The sequence below is a fragment of the Actinomycetota bacterium genome, assembly GCA_019347675.1.
Classification (GTDB): Bacteria; Actinomycetota; Nitriliruptoria; order Nitriliruptorales; family JAHWKO01; genus JAHWKW01.
The window spans coordinates 104389-124774 of record JAHWKW010000013.1; the positions used below are offsets into that span (position 1 = coordinate 104389).

Below are 20386 nucleotides of genomic sequence, written 5' to 3' on the forward strand. Positions count from 1 at the left end.
GCCTGGAGTCGAACAGGGCTCACCGGCTGGTGAGACGTTCAGCCCTTGGGCTGAGGGGTGTACTTCACCGTCTGGACGCGAATCTGGCCGTCGTCGGTGAAGACGAACGTGTCGGTGCCGTCTTCGACCCGGGTCTCGGCCGAGTCGGCTGTCCACTCAAGGTAGAGGATGTCGCCTTCGAAGACCTTCGTGGGCAACTCCCAGGACGCGTCCGGCACCGTGTCGATGAGTTCGACGAACCCCTGCCGCACCCCCTCCAGGCCGCGCCGCACCGTGCCGTTGCCGACGAAGATGGCGTCGTCGGTGTAGTCCGCGACGATCTCGTCGACGTCCTGCGCGCCCAGGGCCTCCACGTGGTGCTGGAAGGTCTCCTGCGGCGTGCGGGCCATGGCCAGTCCTGTCGTCGGGTCGGACCACGGGCCTTCGCAGCCCGTTCCGGCCATCCAACCCCCGCTGTCGGGGGCTTGCAAGGTTCCGTCTGCCTCGGCCGCTCGGTCGGCGAGTGATCAGTGACGCGCCCGGGCGGCGTGCAGTGCGGTGCCAGTTGCCGCTTCGCCGATGGCGCTGGAACTTTCGCTCCTGCCGACCGGGACGACAAGCGGCGTGCCGGTGACCGGGTCGTCGAGGATGCGGCTGTCGACACCGAACACGCGACGGACGGTGTTGGTCGTGACCACCTCCGCCGGCGGGCCCTCCGCAGCGATCTCGCCGTCGTGCATGGCAACGAGGTGGTGGCTGTGGCGGGCAGCCTGGTTCAGGTCGTGGAGCACCATGACGATCGTGCGACCATGGGTGCGGTTGAGCTCGGCGAGCAGGTCGAGCACCTCCAACTGGTGCGCGATGTCGAGGAAGGTGGTGGGCTCGTCGAGCAGCATGATCGGTGTGTCCTGGGCGAGCGCCATCGCGATCCAGACCCGTTGGCGTTGACCTCCCGACAGGTGATCGACGAGACGGTCGCGCAGCTGCACGGTGCGGGTGAGCTCCAGTGCCCGCTCGACCGCTTCCTCGTCGCCCCTCTGCCACTGCCGGAACAGCCGCTGGTGGGGGTAGCGGCCGCGGGCGACCAGATCCTCGACGGTCAGTCCCTCCGGGGCGGTCGGTGACTGTGGCAGCAGCCCGAGCCGGCGGGCGACCTCCTTGGTCGGCTGCCGGTGGATGGCCTGCCCGTCGAGGATGACGCGGCCGGCGCGTGGCTGGAGCAGGCGCGACAGTGCCCGCAGCAGCGTCGACTTGCCGCACGCGTTGGGGCCGACGACGCAGGTGATGCGCCCGTCGGGGATCTGCAGGCTGATGCTCCTGACGACCGCCGGGCCGGTGTCGTAGCCGAGCGTCACCTGGTCGACGCGGAGACGGCTCATGGGTCGGACCTCTCAGGTGGTGCGGTTGGCGCGGACCAGCAGGAACATGAAGTACGGCGCGCCGACCACCGCGGTGACGATCCCCACCGGCAGGCTGATCGGGGAGAACGCGTGCTGGCCGACGATGTCGGAGGCGACCACCAGCGCGGCGCCGATCAGCCCCGCCAGCAGCAGGACACCACCGGTGAGCGGGCCGGCGAGCATCCGGGCGATGTGCGGGGTCATGAGCGCGACGAACGCGACCGGGCCGGACACCGCGACCGCCGCCGCGGCGAGCGTGGCCCCCGTGCCGAGCAGGGCAGCGCGCGACGCCTCGGTGTGGGCGCCGAGCGCCGCGGCGACGTCGTCGCCGAGCTGGACGATCCGCAGCTGGGGCAGCAGGGCGAGCGCGGCGGGCAGCAGGACGACGAGCGACGCGGCGAGCCAGGCGACGTCCCGCCATGCGGAGGCGTACAGCGTCCCGGTCATCCAGACGATCGCGGTGGTGACGAACTCGACGGGGAAGCGGACGATCACGAGGGTCGTGAGCGCGATGAGCAGCGCGTTCACCCCGATGCCGACGACCACCAGCCGGTTGCCGCTGATGCCCTTGCGCCAGGTGAGCCCGTAGACCGCGACGGTCGCGGCGAGCGCGCCGGTGAGCGCGGCGACAGGCACGATCGCCGGCGACCGGAGCACCACGATGGAGACGACGGCGGCCAGCGTGGCGCCGGCCATCACCCCGATGATGTCGGGGGCCACCAAGGGGTTGCGGACGAGGCCCTGGAAGATCGCGCCGGACGTCGCCAGCGCGAACCCCACCCCGATGGCGGCGAGCACCCGCGGCAGCCGCAGGGTGCGCACGATGAACGCCTCGCGGCCCTCGCCGCCGCCGACCGCCGCCGCCAGCACATCGACCACCGACAGCGGGAAATCACCAAGCAGCACGGCCCACAGCCCGAGAGCGACCACGGCGGCGCTGGCCGCGGCGACGAGCGCCGCCGTGCGGGGCGCGACCCGCCCCGACCACGGTCCCACGCGCAGCGGCCGCCGAACGACACCGCGGGCCGTGGGCATGGCGCTCACAGGGGACTCAACTGTCGACCGCGGACGAGGTGGATCAGCACCGGCGCCCCGATGATCGCGGTGACGATCCCGACCTGGACCTCCGACGGCCGTGCGACGACACGCCCGAGCACGTCGGCGCCCAGCACCAGTACCGGCCCACCCACAACGGACACCGGGAGCAACCAGCGGTGGTCGGGGCCGACGACCGTGCGCACGGCGTGGGGGACAGCCAGACCGACGAAGCCCACCGGGCCGGCCGCGGCGACGGCGGCGCCCGCGAGCAGCACGACGACCACTGTCGACGCGCCGCGGACGACAGCGACGTTCTGACCGAGGTTCGCGGCGACGTCCTCACCGAGGCTGATCGTGTTCAACGAGCGCGCCAACGCAAACGCCACGACCAGTCCGACAGCCAGGAACGGGGCGACGTGACCGAAGGTGGCCAGGTCCCTGCCGGCCAGCGAACCAGCCAGCCAAGAGCGCACCTCGTCGAGGCTGCGCTGGTCGAAGATCAGCACGGTCGAGATCCACGCCGACAGGAGCGCGGTGACGACGGCGCCGGCCAGAACCAGCTTGACCGGCGTCGGACCCGACGCCCCGACCGACCCCACCAGGTACACGAGAGCCGCCGCGCCCAGCGCCCCGGCGAACGCGAACCACAGGTACACCGACGGGCTGGAGACCCCGAGCACGAAGACGGCGGTCACGACCCCGAACGCGGCCCCGCTGTTGATGCCGAGCACCGACGGCGACGCGAGCGCGTTGCGCGTGATCGCCTGCATGACCACGCCCGCGGCCGCGAGGGCCGCGCCGACGCCGATGCCGATGACCGTTCGCGGCAGTCTCAGCGAACGCACGATCAGGTGCGCGTTGGAACCGTCGAAGTCGGTGAAGGCCCCGAGCACCTCACCGGTGGTGAGCGACACCGACCCGATCCGCAGGCTCAGCAGCCCCGCGATGGCGAGCGCGACGACGCCAGCGAGGAAGACCGCAGAGCCGACGATCGCGCCACGGCGTGCGTGACCCGACCGGGCGCCGCTCCCACAGTCGTCGCCGGCGCCGTCGGCGAGCCCGTCCGACCGCCCGGCGAGGCTCATCCGCCGTTGCCCGTCGCTGTCTCGGCCCCCGAGGGACGATCGCCGGTCAGCGCGGCACGGACCCCGCCCGGCTCGAGGAAGTGCTGCGCGAGGTCGTCGAGCATGGCGTTGGCCGCCAGGATCCCGCCGCCGAGGTTCCAGTGCTCCTCGTTGACCGGGAACACCGCGTGGTTCTCGACCGCTCGCAGCCGCCGCCACAGCGGATGCGAGGTCCACTGCTCCTGCAGCTGGACCGCCTCACCCTCGGTCCAGTCCGACAGCATGACGAACATGACGTCGCCGTCCATGTCGGGGATCCGCTCCTGGCTGATCCCGATCAGTTGCTCGGAGGTCTCCCAGTCCTCGACCTGCTGTGCTTCCGGCCGGTCCAGCCCGGCATCGCGCAGCACGGAACCGGGGAACCCCGTCAGGTAGATGCGCACCTGGTCGGGCATGAACCGGATCAGCGACACCTCGGTGTCGGCCAGCTCGCCCAGGTCCCGTTCGAAGTCCGCGGTGCGCTCCTCCCACGCCCCGAGCACCTGCTCACCCTCCTGCTCGCGGCAGAGCGCCTGCGCCCACAGGGACACGTTGTCCTTCCAGGTCCGCCCGATCGTCTCGGCGAACACCGTCGGCGCGATCCGTGACAGCTGCTCGTAGATGGTCTCGTGACGCAGCTTCGAGCCCAGGATCACATCCGGTTCGAGAGCGGCGATCGCCTCGAGGTCGGGCTCCAGCTCGGTGCCCACGACCTGCGCGTCGTGCACCTCGTCGGGCAGGTAGGCGTAGAACTCGTCGGTCCACGGCTCGACCACCCCCACCGGGGTGACACCGAGCGCCAGCGTCGAATCGGTCTGGCCCTGGCCCAACGTCACCACGCGCACCGGCGTGCAGGCCACGTGCGTGGTGCCCATCGCGTGCTCCACGGTGGCCAGCTCGTTGCTGTCGGCGTCGGCCGCTGGCGTGGATGTGGCGGAGACGTCGCCAGCTGCAGGTGCGGCCGCGTCGCTCCCGCAGCCCGACAGCAAACCGGCGACGATCCCCAGCAGCGTGGCGCCGTTCGAGACCCTCATCGCGTCCCACCTCTCACGTCGGCGACGACCGTCGTTGCGCTGTTTACTCCGACCTCGACCTGGGTGTCCGCCGCAGGTCGACGAACCGGTACGTGGGTGGCCGGGCTGGCTGCGGCTCCCGACAGACCAGCGGCCGCGGCTCGCCCTCACGGCGCACCTCGATGCGCACGTCGTAGACGTCGGTCCCCGACTCGAGAACGACGTCGTGGATGCCACCGGCCCGGCGCCGGTGGCCCACCGGTCGCAGCGCGTCCACCCCGACGAGCCGCTCGTGGCGGCGCACGTGGTAGTCGGCGGCCTGGACCGGCGCGGAGTAGCAGGGGCGTCCACGGAAGTGGCCGAGCTCGATCCGCCCCTCGCGGTAGGCGTTGGCGATGCGGAGCGCATCTGCCGGTCCGACCCGGCCGAAGTAGAGGCCGTGGGGTAGGCACACGAGGTTGGCGGCGAAGCGGTCGCCGCCCAGATGGGTCGACTCCCACACCTGTCCACCGAACGCGGTCGCGAGCGCCCGGAAGGCGGGGCGGCCCAGCCGGGCGCAGCACGGATCCTTCTTGCCGTGCGTGCAGACCAGGAACACCGGCTCGCACAGGGGTCGGCCGAAGCCGGGACGGCAGCCGCCAGCCAGCGCGGCCAGGTCGACGTCGCGGAGGGCTTCCGGGCCGTCCACCGTCGCCTGCTCGGCCCACACCTGTCCCGGGCCGGTCCACACGAGGTAGAGCTGGCGCCCGGGCCTGCGACCGCGGTCGTGGCGGCGCGCGAGCGTCAGCCGCAGCCCCAGTTCCCGGGTCCGTCGCACCAGCTCGGACGCGGCGGGGACCGCCGCCGTCTCGAGCGGGTCGGCGCTCCACGTCCCGGGCCACTCGAGGACGACCCAGGCCCGCGTCCGACCGGCGCTGGCCAACATCTCCTCACCGGCGGAGGCCGAGCGCCGGGCGCAGCCGTCGTCCGCCGCTCGGCTGTGGGTAGACGACACCAGGCGACCTCGTCATACTCAGGTTAGGTTTACCTAAGCGCGACGCTAGCGGCTCCGGTGAGGTTAGGGCAACCTTAGCTGACGACGTCAGTGCCGGTGGCCGTCAGCTGGCCGTCGCCTTTGCGCTTGGCCAGCGCGCCCATCGGGCTGTCGACCTCGTCGTGGGGGTCGTCGGCGCCTTCACCGCTTGCTCGGACAGGTGAACGGCGACGGCGGCGTCCGTGGGGAGCGAAGCCACCTCGCGCTGGGCCGTCGTGGGGGCGCAGCCACGCGTCGATCACGTCTGCTGCGCCGCTTTGGGGTCACACCCACGGCATAGCCGGTCCTGCAGGACGGTCCGGCGTCGAGCAGGGGTCGAGCAGGGTAGCCATCTCGGGATCAACCCATCTCGACGAGGTGTGCGAAGAACTCGCGGAAGCCGGCGTCAGGGTGATGCGGCTCATTCGGTTACCTCCAAGGGGCTGTGCATGCCCAGCGCGAGGTGCGACTCCACCTCGCCGTTCTCCTCCTCCACGAGGTTGCACAGCAGCACGTAGCTGCCCGCGGACAGCTGGAACGTGCCGGGGCATCGCTCACCGGCAGGGAACGCCTCGATCTCGCCGACGAGCGCGCCCTCCTCCAGCGCGGCTTCGTCCAGCGCGCCGCTGGCGTCGACCGGCAGGGACGCGACGTCGTCTGCCTCCACGACCACCAGTTCGTGCGGTTCGTCGCCGACGTTGTCGGCCAGGAACGTGACGGTCCCCGCCGGGGTGGTGGCTGTCGCGGGCGTGACCGACCACTCGTCGAGGGTGACGGGGACCTCCGTTCCTCCGCCGCCGCCGACCGGCTCGCACGCGACGCTGGCCGACCCGCCGCCGGTCGTCTCGGCGCCGCGACCGCACCCCCCGAGCAGCAGAACTACCCCAACGACGGCCTGCCATCTCATGCCCTCTCCGTTCGGCCGCTCGTCTGCCCCGTCACCGCTCAGGGCCTGTGGCGTTTTCTCGACTATGGTTAGGTGAACCTAACATCCCCGCCGGCGGCTGGCCAGACCCGCTGAGCCGCCGCCGCGGCCAAGCAGGTCACCACCCCCGCCGGGCGACCCGGATCGCGGATCCTCGGGGCGCCGCTCGGACATCCTCGGTGCCGGGCGGATTGCGTTGGGCTGCGTCACCGGGCTCGTTGGAACTGACGGTGCAACGGCGATGTGAACCGTGGCAGGATCAACCGGTCAGAGCCAGCCAGACCTGGGGGCCAAGACCTCGGGCCGCAGCGGGCGCCCCGCTGTCGCTGGCGTTTCAGTCCTCGTCGTGCGTCTCGGTCCCGGTCGCGCCGCACACGCACGTGAACGGGGCGGCGGTCGGCTCGGGGCAGGCCTTGGTGTACTTGACCTTGGCCCCGCACTCGCAGAGGAACTTCTGGCCGGCTTCGACGCCCACCCGACCTCCTGTCAGCTCGGCGGGTAGGTATGGCCGGTCTCCTGCGCCAGGGGACGCATGTCCCGGCCGCACACGCAGCGGGGGTCCTGTTCCCACGGCTGGGGGCAGTCCTTGGTGTAGACCACCTCGGCGCCGCACTCGCACCCGAACCGCTGATCTTTGCGTGCTCCCATCGGTGACGAGCGTAGGAGGTGGCTGGTGCGGTCGTCGTCCGGACGGCCGGGACAGCGCACGGTCCGGCGCCCGTCTGTCGGCGCGCGTGGCAGACGACAACCGCATGCTCGACTGCGCGCTGAGCGCGCGAGCAGTGCGCAGTTGAGCGTCCGTTCAGGTGGCCGGTTGGCCTTCACCGTCCCGAGGATGTACACAGGGGTACCGATGGCCGCCGAAGACCGCACCGCCACGCCGACCGGGTCGCGCACCCGTCGGCGCGGCGTGCCCCCGGCCGTCGGGATCCTGGCCCTCATCCTGGGCCTGCTCGTCCTTTGATGCCGCGGCGCCCCTTCCCACCCAGGGCGACCGCGGAGAGGTGACCGGGTTCGACGCAGACACCGCGGCCAGGCCGCGGACCAGGATGAGGAGCACCGCACATGGGACGACCCATCGACGTCGCGGCCGCCCGCTCGCTGCCGCCTGACGTCACGATCTTCGACACGACCCTCCGCGACGGCGAGCAGGCCCCCGGTATCTCGCTCGACGCGCGCGAGAAGGTCGAGATCGCCCAGCAGCTGTCGCGCCTGCAGGTCGACGTGATCGAGGCGGGCTTCCCGGCGGCGTCCAACGGCGACCTCTCCGCGGTGAAGGCCGTCGCAGCGGAGGTGGGTGCGGTCGGGAGCGACGCGCCGGTGATCGCCGCGCTGGCCCGCTGCGTGGACGGCGACATCGAGCGGGCCGCGAAGGCGCTCACACCGGCCATCCGCAGCCGCATCCACGTGTTCATCTCCTCGTCGGAGATCCACCGCACGGTGATGCTCAAGGCCACCGAGCAGGAGGTTCTCGACCGGGCTGTGCACGCCGTCGGGCTGGCCCGCAGCTTCACAGACGATGTCGAGTTCAGCCCGCAGGACGCGACCCGCACCGACTTCGAGTTCCTGGTCGATCTCGTGGCAGCGGCGGTGGAGGCAGGCGCAACCACCGTCAACATCCCCGACACGGTCGGGTACGCCTTGCCACACGACTTCGGCGGCTGGATCGCGGAGCTGCACCGCCGGATCCCGACGATCACACAACGTGGCGTCGTGGTGTCGGTGCACTGCCACAACGATCTCGGCTTGGCGGTCGCGAACTCTCTGGAGGCGGTCCGCAACGGCGCGCGACAGGTCGAGGTGGCCGTCAACGGGATCGGTGAGCGAGCCGGGAACTGCTCGCTGGAAGAGATCGTGATGGCGATCCGCACCCGCGCCGATCTACTGGGGACCCGGACCCGTGTCAACACCCCCGAGATCACCCGGACGTCGCGTCTGGTCAGCACGCTCACCGGGTACTCGGTGCAGCGCAACAAGGCGGTCGTCGGGGACAACGCTTTCGCGCACGAGTCGGGGATCCACCAGCACGGTGTCCTCGCCGACCGCCTCACCTACGAGATCATGCGCACCGAGGACGTCGGCGCCGACGGCACACAGATCGTCCTCGGGAAGCACTCGGGGCGGCACGCGTTCCGGCGGGCGGTCGCCGACCTCGGTTTCGACCTGTCCGAGGAGGAGCTGTCGCGCGTGTTCCTGCGCTTCAAGGATCTCGCCGACCGCAAGAAGGAGATCGGCGAGAAGGACATCGAAGCCATCGTCGCCGCGGAGGTGCACGTCGCAGCCGACGACGACTACGAGCTGGTCGCTCTCACCGTCGCGGGAGGGACCCGAGCTGCCCCGTCCGCGACGGTCGAGCTCCGCGTGTCCGACGGGACCACCCGGACCGCGACCGCGACGGGCGACGGCATGGTCGACGCGGCGTGCGGCGCCATCCGCCGCGCCGTCGACCGCGACGGGATCACCCTGGTTGCCTTCCAGGTGGCGGCCGTCACGCCCGGGGTGGACGCCCTGGGTGACGTCACCGTCCAGATCGAGGTGGAGAACGGGGAGCGCTTCACCGGGCGCGGCGTCTCCACCGACGTCGTGGAGGCCAGCGCCCGGGCGTACCTCGACGCGCTGAACCGGTCGCTGCGCCTGACCCACCGGAGCCGGGAGTTCCGGCCGTGACCCGGCCTACCCGCCCAGACGCCCACCCGACGAGCGAGACACGTGGAGATGACGACACGATGACCACCACCATCAAGCTCACCGTCCCGCCCGATCAGACCCCCGCCGAGGAGGCCGAGCTGGTCGCGGCGGTGGCGTCCGCCATCGCGCAACGCACCGGCGAGGCGGAGATCCGCTTCGAGCTCGAGAAGCCCGAGGAGGTCTCCTACCAGGCGATGGGCAACCGCACGGCGGCGTCCGACCGCTGGAACCGATGACCCGACCGACAGGGATCCCACGTTGAGTGCGCCACGCACGCTGGTCGACAAGATCTGGGACGAGCACCTGGTCGGCACGTCGGACGCCGGCGACGGCCCCGACCTGCTGTACGTCGACCTGCATCTCGTGCACGAGGTGACCAGCCCCCAGGCCTTCGAGGGGCTGCGCCAGGCTGGCCGGACCGTGCGCCGGCCCGACCTCACGGTGGCGACGATGGACCACAACGTCCCCACCGACCCCGACGTGGTCCGCGGGCGCCTCCCGATCGCCGACGAGATGTCGCGGACCCAGATGGATGTCCTGGCGCACAACTGCGAGGAGTTCGGCATCCGGCTGTTCCCGATGGGATCTCGCAACCAGGGCATCGTCCATGTCATCGGCCCGGAGTTGGGCTTGACCCAGCCGGGGATGGTGATCGTGTGCGGTGACTCGCACACCGCGACCCATGGGGCGTTCGGGGCGTTGGCGTTCGGGATCGGTACCAGCGAGGTGGAGCACGTGCTGGCCACCCAGACCCTCCCCCAGAACCCGCCCAAGACCATGGCGGTGGAGGTGGTGGGGTCGCTCCCGCGTGGGGTGACCGCCAAGGACGTGATCCTGGGCGTCATCAACCGGATCGGCGTGGACGGTGGGATCGGTCACGTCATCGAGTACCGCGGACAGACGATCCGCGGCTTCTCGATGGAGGAACGGATGACCGTGTGCAACATGTCGATCGAGGGTGGGGCGCGCGCAGGCCTGGTCGCCCCCGACGGGACCACGTTCGCGTGGCTGAAGGACCGACCGCACGCGCCGTCCGGGGAGGATTGGGACCGTGCCGTGGCGCACTGGCGGACCCTGGTCACCGACGACGGCGCGACGTTCGACCGCGTGGTGACCATCGACGCGGCCGGCCTCGAACCGTTCGTGACCTGGGGGACCACACCAGCCCAGTCGGTCCCGGTGACGGGGCGGGTCCCGCGCCCCGACGAGGCGCCGGATCCCGCGACCGCCGACCAGTGGCAGCGGGCGCTGACCTACATGGGCCTGGACGGCGGCGAGGCGATCGTCGACCTGCCGATCGATCGGGTGTTCATCGGGTCGTGCACGAACGCGCGTCTGGGTGACCTGCGGGTCGCAGCCGAGGTCGTGGCGGGGCGGCGGGTCGCCGACGGTGTCCGCGCGATGGTCGTGCCGGGGTCGGGGCTCGTGAAGGCAGCGGCCGAGGCCGAAGGTCTCGACCGGATCTTCGTCGACGCAGGCTTCGAGTGGCGTGAGCCGGGCTGCTCGATGTGCCTGGGGATGAACCCCGACATACTCGGAGCCGGCGAGCGGTGCGCCTCCACATCCAACCGCAACTTCGAGGGCCGACAGGGCGCGGGGGGACGCACCCACCTGGTGTCGCCGCAGATGGCCGCTGCCGCCGCGCTGGAGGGACGGTTCGTGGACGTCCGTGAGGCGGTCAGCGACGTGGGAGCATCCGCGTGAAGCAGGTGACGCGCGTGGTGGGCACGGTCTGCCCGCTCGACCGGGCCGACGTCGACACCGACCAGATCATCCCCAAGCAGTTCCTCAAGCGCATCGACCGCAGCGGCTTCGGGCCGTTCGCGTTCTGGGGTTGGCGCTACGACGAGAACGGGGAACCGGTCAGGGACTTCCCGATGAACCGGCCGGAGCACCGAGACGCCTCGATCCTGCTCTCGGGACCCAACTTCGGCTGCGGGTCGTCACGGGAGCACGCCGTGTGGGCGCTCGACGACGCCGGCTTCGAGGCGATCGTCGCCCCCAGCTTCGCCGACATCTTCCGGACCAACTGCACGAAGGTCGGCGTCGTCACCGTCGAGCTCCTCGGCGGTGTGATCCGCCAGCTGTTCGACCTGGTCGCCGACGACCCGACGGTCACGGTCACGATCGACCTGCGGGGCCAGACGATCAGCGCACCCGGTCTGGACACCGCCACCTTCGACGTCGATCCCCACGTCAAGCACCGGTTGGTCAACGGCCTGGACGACATCGGACTGACCTCGCAACACGCCGACGCCATCGACGCCTTCGAGGAGCACCGCCCCGCCTGGCTGCCGTCGCTGCGGTAACCGGCGACCGGTCGGGCTCGCGCACCGGTTCGCACCGGTTACGACGACCTGTCGCAACCCCAATGGCCGACTGGCACCGGTCGGTTCACGGCCCGAGGCGGATGATCCGGTCGTCGCCGGGGCGCGGATCGCCGTAGCCGTCACGGTTGCTGGTGGTCACCCACAGCGAGCCGTCCGGGGCCTGCACGACCTGGCGCAGCCGCCCGTACTCGCCGACCAGCAGCGCCTCCGCGGACGGCTCGGCGTCGGTGAGCGACACCCGCCACAGCCGTTGACCGCGCAGCGCCGCGAGGAACAGGTTGCCGTCCCACTGCGGGATGGCACCGTCGACCAGGAACGTCGTGCCCGACCATGATGCGTCCGCCGGCTGGCGCACGAACACCGGATCGATCAGCCCGTCGCGTCCGGCCCGGCCGGTGACCATCGGCCAGCCGTAGTTCCCCCCCGCCTGGATGCGGTTGACCTCGTCGTCGCGGTTGGGCCCGAATTCGGCCGCGTGCAGCTGCCCGTCGCCGTCCCACGCCAGGCCCTGGACGTTGCGGTGCCCCAACGAGTACACCGGGGAGTCGCCGAACGGGTTGTCGTCGGGGATCCCGCCGTCGGGCGTGATCCGGAGGATCTTCCCGGCCAGCGAGGAGCGATCCTGTGCCCGCTCACCCACCGACGCGTCCCCCGTGCCGATGTAGAGCAAGTCGTCGGGTCCGAACGCGATCCGCCCGCCGTTGTGGATCGTGGCCTTGGGGATGCCGGTCAGGATCGGTTCGGCGTCGCCACCGGGCTCGAAGCGCACCACCCGGTTGTCGTTCGCGGCCGTGTAGTAGGCGTAGAGCAGGCCGTCCCGCGCGAACGACGGTGACGCCGCCAGCCCCAGCAGTCCCCCTTCCCCGGCGGCGTCGACCGAGAACCGGTGGACCTCGCGGGGCGGTCCTCCCGGCGGCAGCTCCAGCACCCGGCCGGTGTCCTGCTCGGTGACGTAGGCCCGTTCGTCGCCGACGAACGCCAACCCCCACGGCGCCGCGATCCCCTCCGCCACGACCGTGGTGGTGACCGCCACCGTCGCTGGCTGCACGGGGGAGGGACTGGCGGTCGTGGTCGCGGGCGGGGTCGCTGCGCCGGGTGCGGTCGGGGTCGGCGAGCCGGTCGGGGTGGTGGCGACCGGGGGGGTCGCGTCCCTCCTGGTCAGCACGACGGCGACCAGCGCGCCAACGACCACGACCAGTGCTGCCCCAACCACCAGCCCGGTGCGGCGATCCACGTCCACTCCTCCAGGAACGCACGCGTCTGCGGCGTCCACCGTGCCAGCTCTTCGCGTGCGGCCCGTTGGCCCACCCGTCCGGACGGCGCGGACCGTAACCGGTCGCCGATACCCTCCCGCCGCCGCGGCGACGACGGGGAGCGAGGTGGACGACCGACCGATCGGGGTGTTCGACAGTGGTTTGGGCGGCCTCACGATCGTGCGCGCGCTGGGCGACCTCCTCCCCGACGAGCACCTGCTGTACTTCGGCGACACGGGGCGGTTCCCGTACGGCTCCAAACCGCCGGAGCTGCTGCGCCGGTACTCCACCGAGATCGTTGATCTCCTCGTCGACCACGACGTGAAGATGGTCGTGGTGGCCTGCAACAGCGCATCCTCGGCGGCGTTGAGCCACCTGCGCGAGCGCTACACCGTCCCGATCGTCGGCGTGATCGAGCCGGGCGTGCGGGCGGCGTTGGACGTCACCCGCGGCAAGATCGGGGTGATCGGGACCGAGGCGACGATCTCGTCGGGGGCGTACGAGCGGGTGTTCGCCGAGTCCCGCGCGGATGTCGAGGTCGTCACGCAAGCCTGCCCCGGTTTCGTCGAGCTCGTCGAGTCCGGCGACGTGGCGTCGACGCAGTCCTACGGGGTGGTCGCGCCGAAGCTGGCCCCCCTCCGCGTCGCCGGGATCGACACCGTCATCCTCGGCTGCACCCACTACCCGCTCCTCGGTCGCGTGATCAGCGACGTCCTCGGCCGTGACGTGGTCCTGGTCTCCAGCGCCGAGGAGACCGCCTTCGAGGTGCGCACGCTGCTGGAGCGCACCGGGCTGGGACGCCGTCCCGGGCAGGGCCCGGCGGAGCGGATCCTGTTGACCAGCGGCGACGAGGACAGGTTCCGCACGCTGGGGGACCGCTTCGCCGGGTCGGCGATGGGTCCGGTGCGGGGCTGGGACTGGCCGCCGGGGAGTGCCCAGCCGCAGATGGACGACGTGGCGTCAGCCGCAACCGGCGCGTCGTGACGGTCGTCACGGTCGCGTTCGACCTGATGGACACGGTCGTGCGCGATCCGTTCCGTGAGGCCCTGACCGCGGCGACCGACCGTGCGCTCGCCGACGTCCTCCGCGAACGTGAACCGGGAGCCTGGTCGCGGTTCGAGTGCGGAGACCTCACCGAGGAGCAGTACTTCGCCACCTTCCGCTGCCGGTTCGACGTCGTTGCCTTCCACACGGCCCGCCGCGCCGGGTACCGCTGGCTGCCGGGGATGCGCGAACTCCTCGACGACCTCGCCGGTCAGGCCACGCGTGTGGCCGCGTCGAACTACCCCGTGTGGGTCGAGGAACTGGCCGACGGGCTCCTGGCCGACCGTTTCGAGTGGGTGCTCGCCTCCCACCACCTCGGCGTCCGCAAGCCCGACCCGCGGTTCTACCGCCGCCTGTGCCGTGAGATCGCGACAGCCCCCGAGCACGTCGTGTTCGTCGACGACCGCGACGAGAACGTCGACGCGGCGCGGCAGGTCGGGTTGCGCGCCCACCGCTTCGTCGAGGCGGGCGACGTCCGTGGCCGCCTGCGCGACGAGGGCCTGGCGGTGTGAGGAGCGGTCAGGGGCCGGCGTCGTCGTCGAGGACGCCGGCCACCACCTCCGCCAGCGCAGGCGAGCGCGCCACCAGCGCCGGGTCGAGCCGGATCTCCCCGGTCGCGACCCACCACAAGCGGGCGACGTCGTCCGCTTCCTCGGGAAGCTGTTCGAGCCACGCCAGCGCTTGTCTCGCGTCGGCCTGGTGCCCGTCGCACCACGCCCGCGGACCGAGCCGGACGGCACAACGCCGGCCGAGGTAGCGATGGATGCCCGGGCCGCACATCGCGACCAGCCGCGCTTCGTGCCCGCAGCGATCGCACTCGCCGGCCTCGACCGCACGGGGCCCCAGCTCCTCGCGGTCCAGCCACGGGTACCGGCTGCGGAGAGCCGCCCGCAGGGTCCGCGCGTCGAAGGCCCTGCCCATGTCGCGTCTCGCATCGCCGGCCGTCCGTGCGACGCCGCGGCGGCGGCCCGACCTCGGCGACGCGATCACCCACATAACGGCAGCGGTGGTGACAACGGCGTGAGCGACCCTGCCCGGTGGTGGGTGTCCGTGCCGGGGAGCCGGCCAACCCGCCTACCATGCGGCCGCACCGGCGTGTGATCGGAAGGACAGCGGTGGCGCACCGCATCGCGGTCGTCGCAGGCGATGGGATCGGCCCGGAGGTCATCGCCGAGGCGCTGAAGGTCCTCGACGCCGTGCAGGAAGCCGAGAGCTTCGACACCGAGCGGGTCGCCTTCGACCTCGGCGGCCAGCATTACATCGAGACCGGCGAGGTGCTCGACGACGCGACGCTGGGTGAGCTGGCTCGCTTCGACGCCGTCCTGCTCGGCGCGGTCGGGACCCCCGACGTGCCGCCGGGCGTCCTGGAACGTGGACTGCTGTTGCGCCTGCGCTCGGCGTTCGACCAGTACGTCAACCTCCGCCCGGTGAGGCTGTACCCGGGGGTGCGCTCGCCGGTGGCTGGCCTGACCCCCGACCGCTGTGACCTGGTCGTGGTCCGCGAGAACACCGAGGGCGTGTACGCGGGAGCCGGCGGGGCCGTGTACCGCGGCACGGCGGCGGAGGTGGCCACGCAGGAGTCGCTGAACACCCGCCGCGGGGTGGAGCGCCTGGTGCGGTACGGCTTCGAACTCGCCGCGCAGCGGCGCGGCCGTCTCACCCTGTGCCACAAGACCAACGTGTTGACCCACGCCGGCGACCTGTGGGCGCGGACGGTTGCGGACGTCGCCTCCGACTACAGCGACGTGGGCCACGACTACGTCCACGTCGACGCGATGTGCCTGTACCTGGTCACACAACCCGAACGCTTCGACGTGGTTGTGACCGACAACCTGTTCGGCGACATCGTGACCGACCTGGGCGCTGCCGTGCAGGGCGGGATGGGCCTGGCTGCGTCCGCCAACCTCGACCCGACCCGCCGCCACCCCTCGATGTTCGAGCCGGTACACGGCTCGGCGCCCGACATCGCCGGGACCGGCCGCGCCGATCCGGTGGCGGGGGTGCTCAGCGTCGCGCTGCTGCTGGACTTCGTCGGCGAGGACGCCGGCGCCCGTCGGGTCGAACGGGCAGTCAGCCGGTGGCTGTCGATCCGCGGACCGGACGAGGTCACCACCGCCACGGCCGGCGACCGCCTGGCCGAACTCGCTGCGGGGTGACGGTGCCGCGGTCCCCCCGGTAGCGTTCCCAACAGCCGGGACCGCTCCCCGATCAAGGGACGTTGGAATGCCCATCCCGAAGTCCGACAAGATCTGGTTCGACGGCGAGTTCGTCGACTGGGACGCGGCAACCGTCCACTTCCTCACCCCCACGCTCCACTACGGCTACGGGGTGTTCGAGGGCATCCGCGCCTACGCCACCGACCGCGGGCCGGCGGTCTTCCAGCTCGAGGCGCACGTCGGCCGCATGTTCGACTCGGCGAAGCTGTACCCGCCGCTGGATCAGATCCCGTGGACGCAGGAACAGGTGGCCGACGCCATCTTGGAGACCATCCGGGTCAACGGCCACGATGCCTGCTACATCCGGCCAGTCATCTTCCTGGGCTACGGCGAGATGGGCCTGAACCCGTTGCCATCCAAGCCGCAGCTGGCCATCGCGACGTGGGAATGGGGCGCGTACCTGGGGGAGGAGGCGCTGGTCTCGGGCGTGCGGGTGATGACCAGCTCGTGGCGGCGGATCGGGAAGAACACCATCCCGCCGGCCGCCAAGGCAAACGGCCAGTACATCAACAGCTCCCTCGCCAAGGTCGAAGCCCTTCGCGCCGGGTACGACGAAGCGATCATGCTCAACGAGCACGGGTTCCTGGCCGAAGGCACCGGCGAGAACGTCTTCATCGTCCGCGACCGCGTGCTGCTCACCCCACCGCTGGCGGACGGTCCTCTCGGCGGCATCACCCGCGCGACCGTGATCGCCTTGGCCGGCGACCTCGACATCCGGGTCGAGGAGACACCGCTGGTCCGCACCGACCTGTACCTGGCCGACGAGGCGTTCCTGACGGGCACCGCTGCGGAGGTGACCCCGATCCGCGAGGCCGACGGGCGGGTGCTCGGCGAGCGCGGGCCGGTGACCACCCGGATCCAGTCGCTGTACATGGACGTGGTCGGCGGCAAGGCCGATCGCTACAAGGAGTGGCTTGCCTACGTCCGCGAGTGATGACGACTCGGTCGGCCGGCGTCACTCACCGGCGCTGGTCGGGGTCGTCCCGCCACCCGCGTCGGCATGGAAGAACGCCCCTGCATGCCCTGGTTGACGTGGAAGCGGCACACGAAGCGCAACGCCCGCTGTCGGGGAGCAGGACGTCGACCTGCTGCTCCGATCCCGGCTCGAGCGCCACGTCGACGTCCTGCTCCTCGATGGTGAAGGTGTGGCGCTGGTCGCCCTCGTTGAACACCCGCACCTGCACGATGCCGGCCGTCGACGTCCGCACGAAGGTGGGCGCGAAGTAGAAGTCGTCGGCCTCCAGGTCGAGCGAGTCGCCGGTGAGGTCGGCCGTTCCGTGGTCGTTGACGCTGCCTTCGAGCTCGACCGGCGCGGGGCCGGCGTCGGCGGTCGTCCCCGTCTGGGTCCGGGTGACCACGATCACCGCGATGACGGTGCTGAGCATCTGTAGCAGGTCCGCCCGCCGGCCGTGGTGACCCGTCCGACGGTCTCGTAGGTCCCCGCGTACAACGACGACAGCAGCAGGCTGCGACGCCATCCGCCCGGGCGGTTCAAAGCGAGCTCTTACCCGTCGCCGTGGAAGGGGCAGGTCATCGCACGCAAACCCCGGGAACAACCGGACGCCTGACGCGGCTCCTTGCCTCCGAGGCCGGGTCGGTCTCGAAGCCGACTCGAAACGGCACCACAAGATCAAGCGCCCGACTGCACGTCACGCTCGTCGCATGTGACCGCCCGCAGATCGGATCCGCCTTGCCCCGCTTGGCTGAGCATCGGTGACTGTCAGGCGTTGTCGTCGAGTGCGTGCAGGAGCGCGTCGCGGGCACCTCGCAGGTGGGCGGCGATGACGGTTGCCAGGCGGTCGGGGTCACGGTCGGCGATGGCGCGCATCATCGTGAGGTGCTCCCGGGATGCTCGTTCGATGCCGCGGAGCCGGTGGACGTAGCGGTGGGAGTAGGGCTCGACCAGGCCCATGACCTGCCCGACGATGCGGATGGTGTGGGGCCGGGGGACGGGGGCGTACATGGAGGCGTGGAAGCGCTGGTTGAGCTGCGACCAGCGGTCGGGCGGCGGGTCGTCGAGCATCTGTTCGGCCAGCTGGTGGAGGTGGCGGATGTCGGCGGGGGGCAGGTTGTCGATGATCTCGCCCGCGAGCGGAGGTTCGAGACGCAGCCGCAGGTCGTAGAGGTCGATGATGTCGCGTCGGGTGTGTTCGACCACCCGTGCCCCCCGGCCGGCCTCCAGGACCACCAACCCTTCCCCGGCCAGGCTGCGCAACGCCTCACGGACCGGGATGCGGCTGACGCCCAGGTCGTCGGCCAGCTCGACCTGATTGAGGGAGGTGCCGGGCGCCAGCGTCCCGTGACGGATGCGGTCACGCAGCTGGTCGGCGATCGCTTGCGGGTCGGTGGCGGCCACGGTCGATGCTCCTCCTACTGGCAGACCTCGCTGCATCGTCTCCCTTGCGATGGGAGTATAGCCTGTATACAGTTGCCGCGTGCGAGGAGGATGGCGCTGGGCGAGGGCATGCGGGTGACGGTGGTGGGAGCCACCGGTCTGGTCGGACGGGAGCTGCTGCGGCTGCTGCAGGTGCGTCGGTTCCCGGTGGCTGGCGACCCGGTGCTGGTGGCCTCCCCCGCTTCGGAAGGCAGGCGCCTGCCCTGGATGGACCGAGAGGTGAGGGTGCGGGCGCTGTCTGCCGAGGTGTTCGACGGGGTGGACGTCGCGCTGTTCTCGGCAGGTGGACCACGGTCACGTGAGTTCGCGCCGGTCGCGGTGGAGGCCGGCGCGGTGGTGGTCGACAACTCCTCAGCGTGGCGCAGCGATCCCGACGTGCCGCTGGTGGTCGCCGAGGTCAACCCGCAGGCGATCGCACGTCGTCCGAAGCGGATCGTGGCCAACCCCAACTGCACCACCATGGTGCTGATGGTCGCTGCCGGTCCGTTGCACGCGGCGTTCGGGCTAGTCGAGATGACGGTCGCGACCTACCAGTCGGTCGGCGGTGAGGGACGCGCGGCGATCGGTGAACTGGTCGGCCAGGCCCGCAAGCTGGTGGCCGACGCCGACCGGCTCCGCCGCGACGGCGCGGCGGTGGAGTCGCAGGTCGTCGGTGAGCACTTCTCCCGCACGGTGGCGTTCAACGTGCTGGCCCACTGCGGCGACTTTCAAGGCGACCACTACACGGTCGAGGAGCACAAGGGGTCTCGTTAAGTTTCTGACGAAGATTTACGGTAAGGCGCTTGAATGGAGGCGCTAGCGGTCGCGGGTTTACGGTAGGTCTTTGAGGTCGGCTGGGGTGGTGATCTTCATGACGTCGTTCCGCAGCGGGCGAAGCTCTCCTTCGATCGTGGGCTCGTCGAAGGAGTAGGTGCCGACCAGGTGGACGTGTTGCCAGATCAGCGGGGAGATGTGCTGCCACGCGTGCTGTGGGACGGGCTCGGCACGTCGTTCCAGTTCGGTCGCGGCGGCAGTCAGGTAGCGCGTGTTCCATACCACGATGGCGTTGATGACCAAGCTGAGGGCCGAGGCCCGGTTGAGCTGGGCTTCGGAGCCTCGGTCCCCGAACCGCCCTTGGCGGCCGTAGAAGATCGCGCGCGCCATGGCGTGGATGCTCTCCTGGCGGTTAAGGCCGACTAAGACCCGTCGGCGGAGCCGCTCGTCGTCGACGAAGGCGAGGATGTGGCGGGTCTTTGCTAGCCGGCCCAGCCCCTCCGTGTCAAGCTCTCGTGGGACAAGCTCCAGGCCGATAATGAACGAGTCTGAGGGCGAGATGGGACACGGGAACAATGACAACCAACGCGTCCGTGGCCAACGGCCACACTGGGGGCATGGACCACGAGGATGACGTCGAGGTCCCCGCGCGGGCACGACGCCGTAGCTACACCGCGAAGTACAAGCAGGAGATCCTGGCCGAGTACGAGCAGCTGGATCGCGACGGCAAGGGCGCGCTGCTGCGCCGCGAGGGGCTGTACACGTCGCTGATCTCCGAGTGGCGCAAGCAGCGTGACCGTGGGGCGCTCGAGGCGCTGTCGGCCAAGCGAGGCCGCCCGCCCGTCGATCCCAAGGACCGCGAGATCGCCCGGCTCAAGGCCCACACCGAACGGCTCGAGCGTGAGCTGGAACGCACCCGCAAGGTGGTGGAGGTCCAGGGAAAACTCTCCGCGCTCTTGGAGGAACTCGCGACCGAGAGCCGCAACGACGCGAGCGAGCGCGACAGATGATCGACGACGCGATCGACGAGCTGACCCCGGTGGTTGGAGTCGTGGCCGCGTGCAAGGCGGTGGGGTGTCCACGCTCGTCGGACCATCGGCGGCGCACCCGCCCGTACGGGCCCCCGGCACCGCCGGCTTCGCGCAAGGGTCAGGCCCAGCCGCGGGCGCTGTCGGAGCCTGAATGGGCCCAGGTGCGCTCGGTGCTGCACGAGCCGCGGTTCGTCGATCAGGCACCC

26 protein-coding genes are annotated in these 20386 nt (G+C 71.0%); 11 read left to right on the forward strand and 15 right to left on the reverse strand.

The features are described 5' to 3' along the window. Positions 1-38: 38 nt before the first annotated feature. The 10 genes from KY462_10420 to KY462_10465 form a co-directional block, all read right to left on the reverse strand. Positions 39-389 carry a nuclear transport factor 2 family protein gene (locus KY462_10420; protein MBW3578132.1) on the reverse strand — a complete coding sequence of 117 codons (351 nt, stop codon included), beginning with the start codon at positions 387-389 and terminating at the stop codon, positions 39-41. A gap of 117 nt (positions 390-506) precedes the next feature. After that, entirely contained in the window at positions 507-1358 is an 852-nt protein-coding gene (locus tag KY462_10425) for an ABC transporter ATP-binding protein (GenBank protein MBW3578133.1), read from the reverse strand. Positions 1359-1370: 12 nt separating this feature from the next. After that, entirely contained in the window at positions 1371-2414 is a 1044-nt protein-coding gene (locus tag KY462_10430; protein ID MBW3578134.1) for an iron chelate uptake ABC transporter family permease subunit, read from the reverse strand. A gap of 5 nt (positions 2415-2419) precedes the next feature. After that, on the reverse strand, positions 2420-3502 hold the full coding sequence (locus KY462_10435; GenBank protein MBW3578135.1) for an iron ABC transporter permease: 1083 nt from the start codon (positions 3500-3502) through the stop codon (positions 2420-2422). Then, positions 3499-4554 carry an iron-siderophore ABC transporter substrate-binding protein gene (locus KY462_10440; GenBank protein ID MBW3578136.1) on the reverse strand — a complete coding sequence of 352 codons (1056 nt, stop codon included), beginning with the start codon at positions 4552-4554 and terminating at the stop codon, positions 3499-3501. Before KY462_10440 ends, KY462_10435 begins: the two co-directional genes overlap by 4 nt. A gap of 43 nt (positions 4555-4597) precedes the next feature. Then, positions 4598-5527 (reverse strand): sucrase ferredoxin, encoded by a 930-nt coding sequence (locus KY462_10445; protein MBW3578137.1) that lies wholly within the window; start codon positions 5525-5527, stop codon positions 4598-4600. 74 nt (positions 5528-5601) lie between these two features. After that, entirely contained in the window at positions 5602-5808 is a 207-nt protein-coding gene (locus KY462_10450; GenBank protein ID MBW3578138.1) for a hypothetical protein, read from the reverse strand. Positions 5809-5966: 158 nt separating this feature from the next. After that, positions 5967-6452 carry a hypothetical protein gene (locus tag KY462_10455; GenBank protein MBW3578139.1) on the reverse strand — a complete coding sequence of 162 codons (486 nt, stop codon included), beginning with the start codon at positions 6450-6452 and terminating at the stop codon, positions 5967-5969. Between the two features lie 352 nt (positions 6453-6804). Beyond that, positions 6805-6945, reverse strand: a complete 141-nt coding sequence (locus KY462_10460) for a hypothetical protein (protein MBW3578140.1) — start codon at positions 6943-6945, stop codon at positions 6805-6807. Between the two features lie 11 nt (positions 6946-6956). Next, the gene (locus tag KY462_10465; protein MBW3578141.1) at positions 6957-7118 is read right to left on the reverse strand and encodes a hypothetical protein; all 162 of its coding nucleotides are present in this window, start codon (positions 7116-7118) and stop codon (positions 6957-6959) included. A gap of 166 nt (positions 7119-7284) precedes the next feature. On the opposite strand from KY462_10465, the gene KY462_10470 reads away from it, so the two are divergent. The 4 genes from KY462_10470 (at position 7285) to leuD (ending at position 11467) form a co-directional block, all read left to right on the forward strand. Continuing rightward, on the forward strand, positions 7285-7434 hold the full coding sequence (locus KY462_10470; protein MBW3578142.1) for a hypothetical protein: 150 nt from the start codon (positions 7285-7287) through the stop codon (positions 7432-7434). A gap of 101 nt (positions 7435-7535) precedes the next feature. Further along, positions 7536-9137, forward strand: coding sequence for a 2-isopropylmalate synthase (locus KY462_10475; protein MBW3578143.1), 1602 nt, complete (start codon positions 7536-7538; stop codon positions 9135-9137). 93 nt (positions 9138-9230) lie between these two features. After that, a complete protein-coding gene (gene leuC / locus KY462_10480; protein MBW3578144.1) occupies positions 9231-10862 on the forward strand; it encodes a 3-isopropylmalate dehydratase large subunit in 1632 nt (543 codons plus the stop codon). Then, positions 10859-11467, forward strand: coding sequence for a 3-isopropylmalate dehydratase small subunit (gene leuD, locus KY462_10485; GenBank protein MBW3578145.1), 609 nt, complete (start codon positions 10859-10861; stop codon positions 11465-11467). Before leuC ends, leuD begins: the two co-directional genes overlap by 4 nt. Before the next feature lie 85 nt (positions 11468-11552). On the opposite strand, the gene KY462_10490 is transcribed toward leuD, so the two are convergent. Further along, positions 11553-12728 carry a PQQ-dependent sugar dehydrogenase gene (locus KY462_10490; protein MBW3578146.1) on the reverse strand — a complete coding sequence of 392 codons (1176 nt, stop codon included), beginning with the start codon at positions 12726-12728 and terminating at the stop codon, positions 11553-11555. A 139-nt stretch (positions 12729-12867) separates the two neighbouring features. Here KY462_10490 and murI point away from each other — a divergent pair, with 139 nt between their 5' ends. Together murI and KY462_10500 are read left to right on the forward strand one after the other, a co-directional pair. Continuing rightward, positions 12868-13725: a glutamate racemase gene (gene murI / locus KY462_10495; GenBank protein ID MBW3578147.1), complete on the forward strand. Its 858-nt coding sequence runs from the start codon at positions 12868-12870 to the stop codon at positions 13723-13725. Between the two features lie 26 nt (positions 13726-13751). Continuing rightward, positions 13752-14297: an HAD-IA family hydrolase gene (locus tag KY462_10500; GenBank protein MBW3578148.1), complete on the forward strand. Its 546-nt coding sequence runs from the start codon at positions 13752-13754 to the stop codon at positions 14295-14297. Between the two features lie 7 nt (positions 14298-14304). Here the strand turns inward: KY462_10500 and KY462_10505 are convergent, their stop codons facing one another. Next, positions 14305-14706 carry a hypothetical protein gene (locus KY462_10505; protein MBW3578149.1) on the reverse strand — a complete coding sequence of 134 codons (402 nt, stop codon included), beginning with the start codon at positions 14704-14706 and terminating at the stop codon, positions 14305-14307. 158 nt (positions 14707-14864) lie between these two features. Between KY462_10505 and KY462_10510 the strand changes: the two genes are divergently transcribed. Both KY462_10510 and KY462_10515 read left to right on the forward strand, forming a co-directional pair. Then, the gene (locus tag KY462_10510) at positions 14865-15941 is read left to right on the forward strand and encodes a 3-isopropylmalate dehydrogenase (GenBank protein ID MBW3578150.1); all 1077 of its coding nucleotides are present in this window, start codon (positions 14865-14867) and stop codon (positions 15939-15941) included. Positions 15942-16008: 67 nt separating this feature from the next. Then, positions 16009-16935 (forward strand): branched-chain amino acid transaminase, encoded by a 927-nt coding sequence (locus KY462_10515; GenBank protein MBW3578151.1) that lies wholly within the window; start codon positions 16009-16011, stop codon positions 16933-16935. Between the two features lie 25 nt (positions 16936-16960). Here the strand turns inward: KY462_10515 and KY462_10520 are convergent, their stop codons facing one another. Both KY462_10520 and KY462_10525 read right to left on the reverse strand, forming a co-directional pair. Beyond that, positions 16961-17386, reverse strand: a complete 426-nt coding sequence (locus KY462_10520) for a hypothetical protein (protein MBW3578152.1) — start codon at positions 17384-17386, stop codon at positions 16961-16963. A gap of 335 nt (positions 17387-17721) precedes the next feature. Further along, positions 17722-18357 (reverse strand): GntR family transcriptional regulator, encoded by a 636-nt coding sequence (locus tag KY462_10525; GenBank protein ID MBW3578153.1) that lies wholly within the window; start codon positions 18355-18357, stop codon positions 17722-17724. Positions 18358-18447: 90 nt separating this feature from the next. Here KY462_10525 and KY462_10530 point away from each other — a divergent pair, with 90 nt between their 5' ends. Then, positions 18448-19149 carry an aspartate-semialdehyde dehydrogenase gene (locus KY462_10530; GenBank protein MBW3578154.1) on the forward strand — a complete coding sequence of 234 codons (702 nt, stop codon included), beginning with the start codon at positions 18448-18450 and terminating at the stop codon, positions 19147-19149. Between the two features lie 57 nt (positions 19150-19206). Here KY462_10530 and KY462_10535 read toward each other — a convergent pair whose 3' ends face one another. Beyond that, entirely contained in the window at positions 19207-19731 is a 525-nt protein-coding gene (locus KY462_10535; protein MBW3578155.1) for a transposase, read from the reverse strand. Here KY462_10535 and KY462_10540 point away from each other — a divergent pair. After that, positions 19725-20159, forward strand: coding sequence for a hypothetical protein (locus KY462_10540; GenBank protein MBW3578156.1), 435 nt, complete (start codon positions 19725-19727; stop codon positions 20157-20159). The two genes, KY462_10535 and KY462_10540, sit on opposite strands and share 7 nt — an antisense overlap. Beyond that, positions 20156-20386, forward strand: a 231-nt coding sequence (locus tag KY462_10545) for an IS3 family transposase (GenBank protein MBW3578157.1), incomplete at its 3' end; no start/stop codon positions are given. The genes KY462_10540 and KY462_10545, both read left to right, overlap by 4 nt.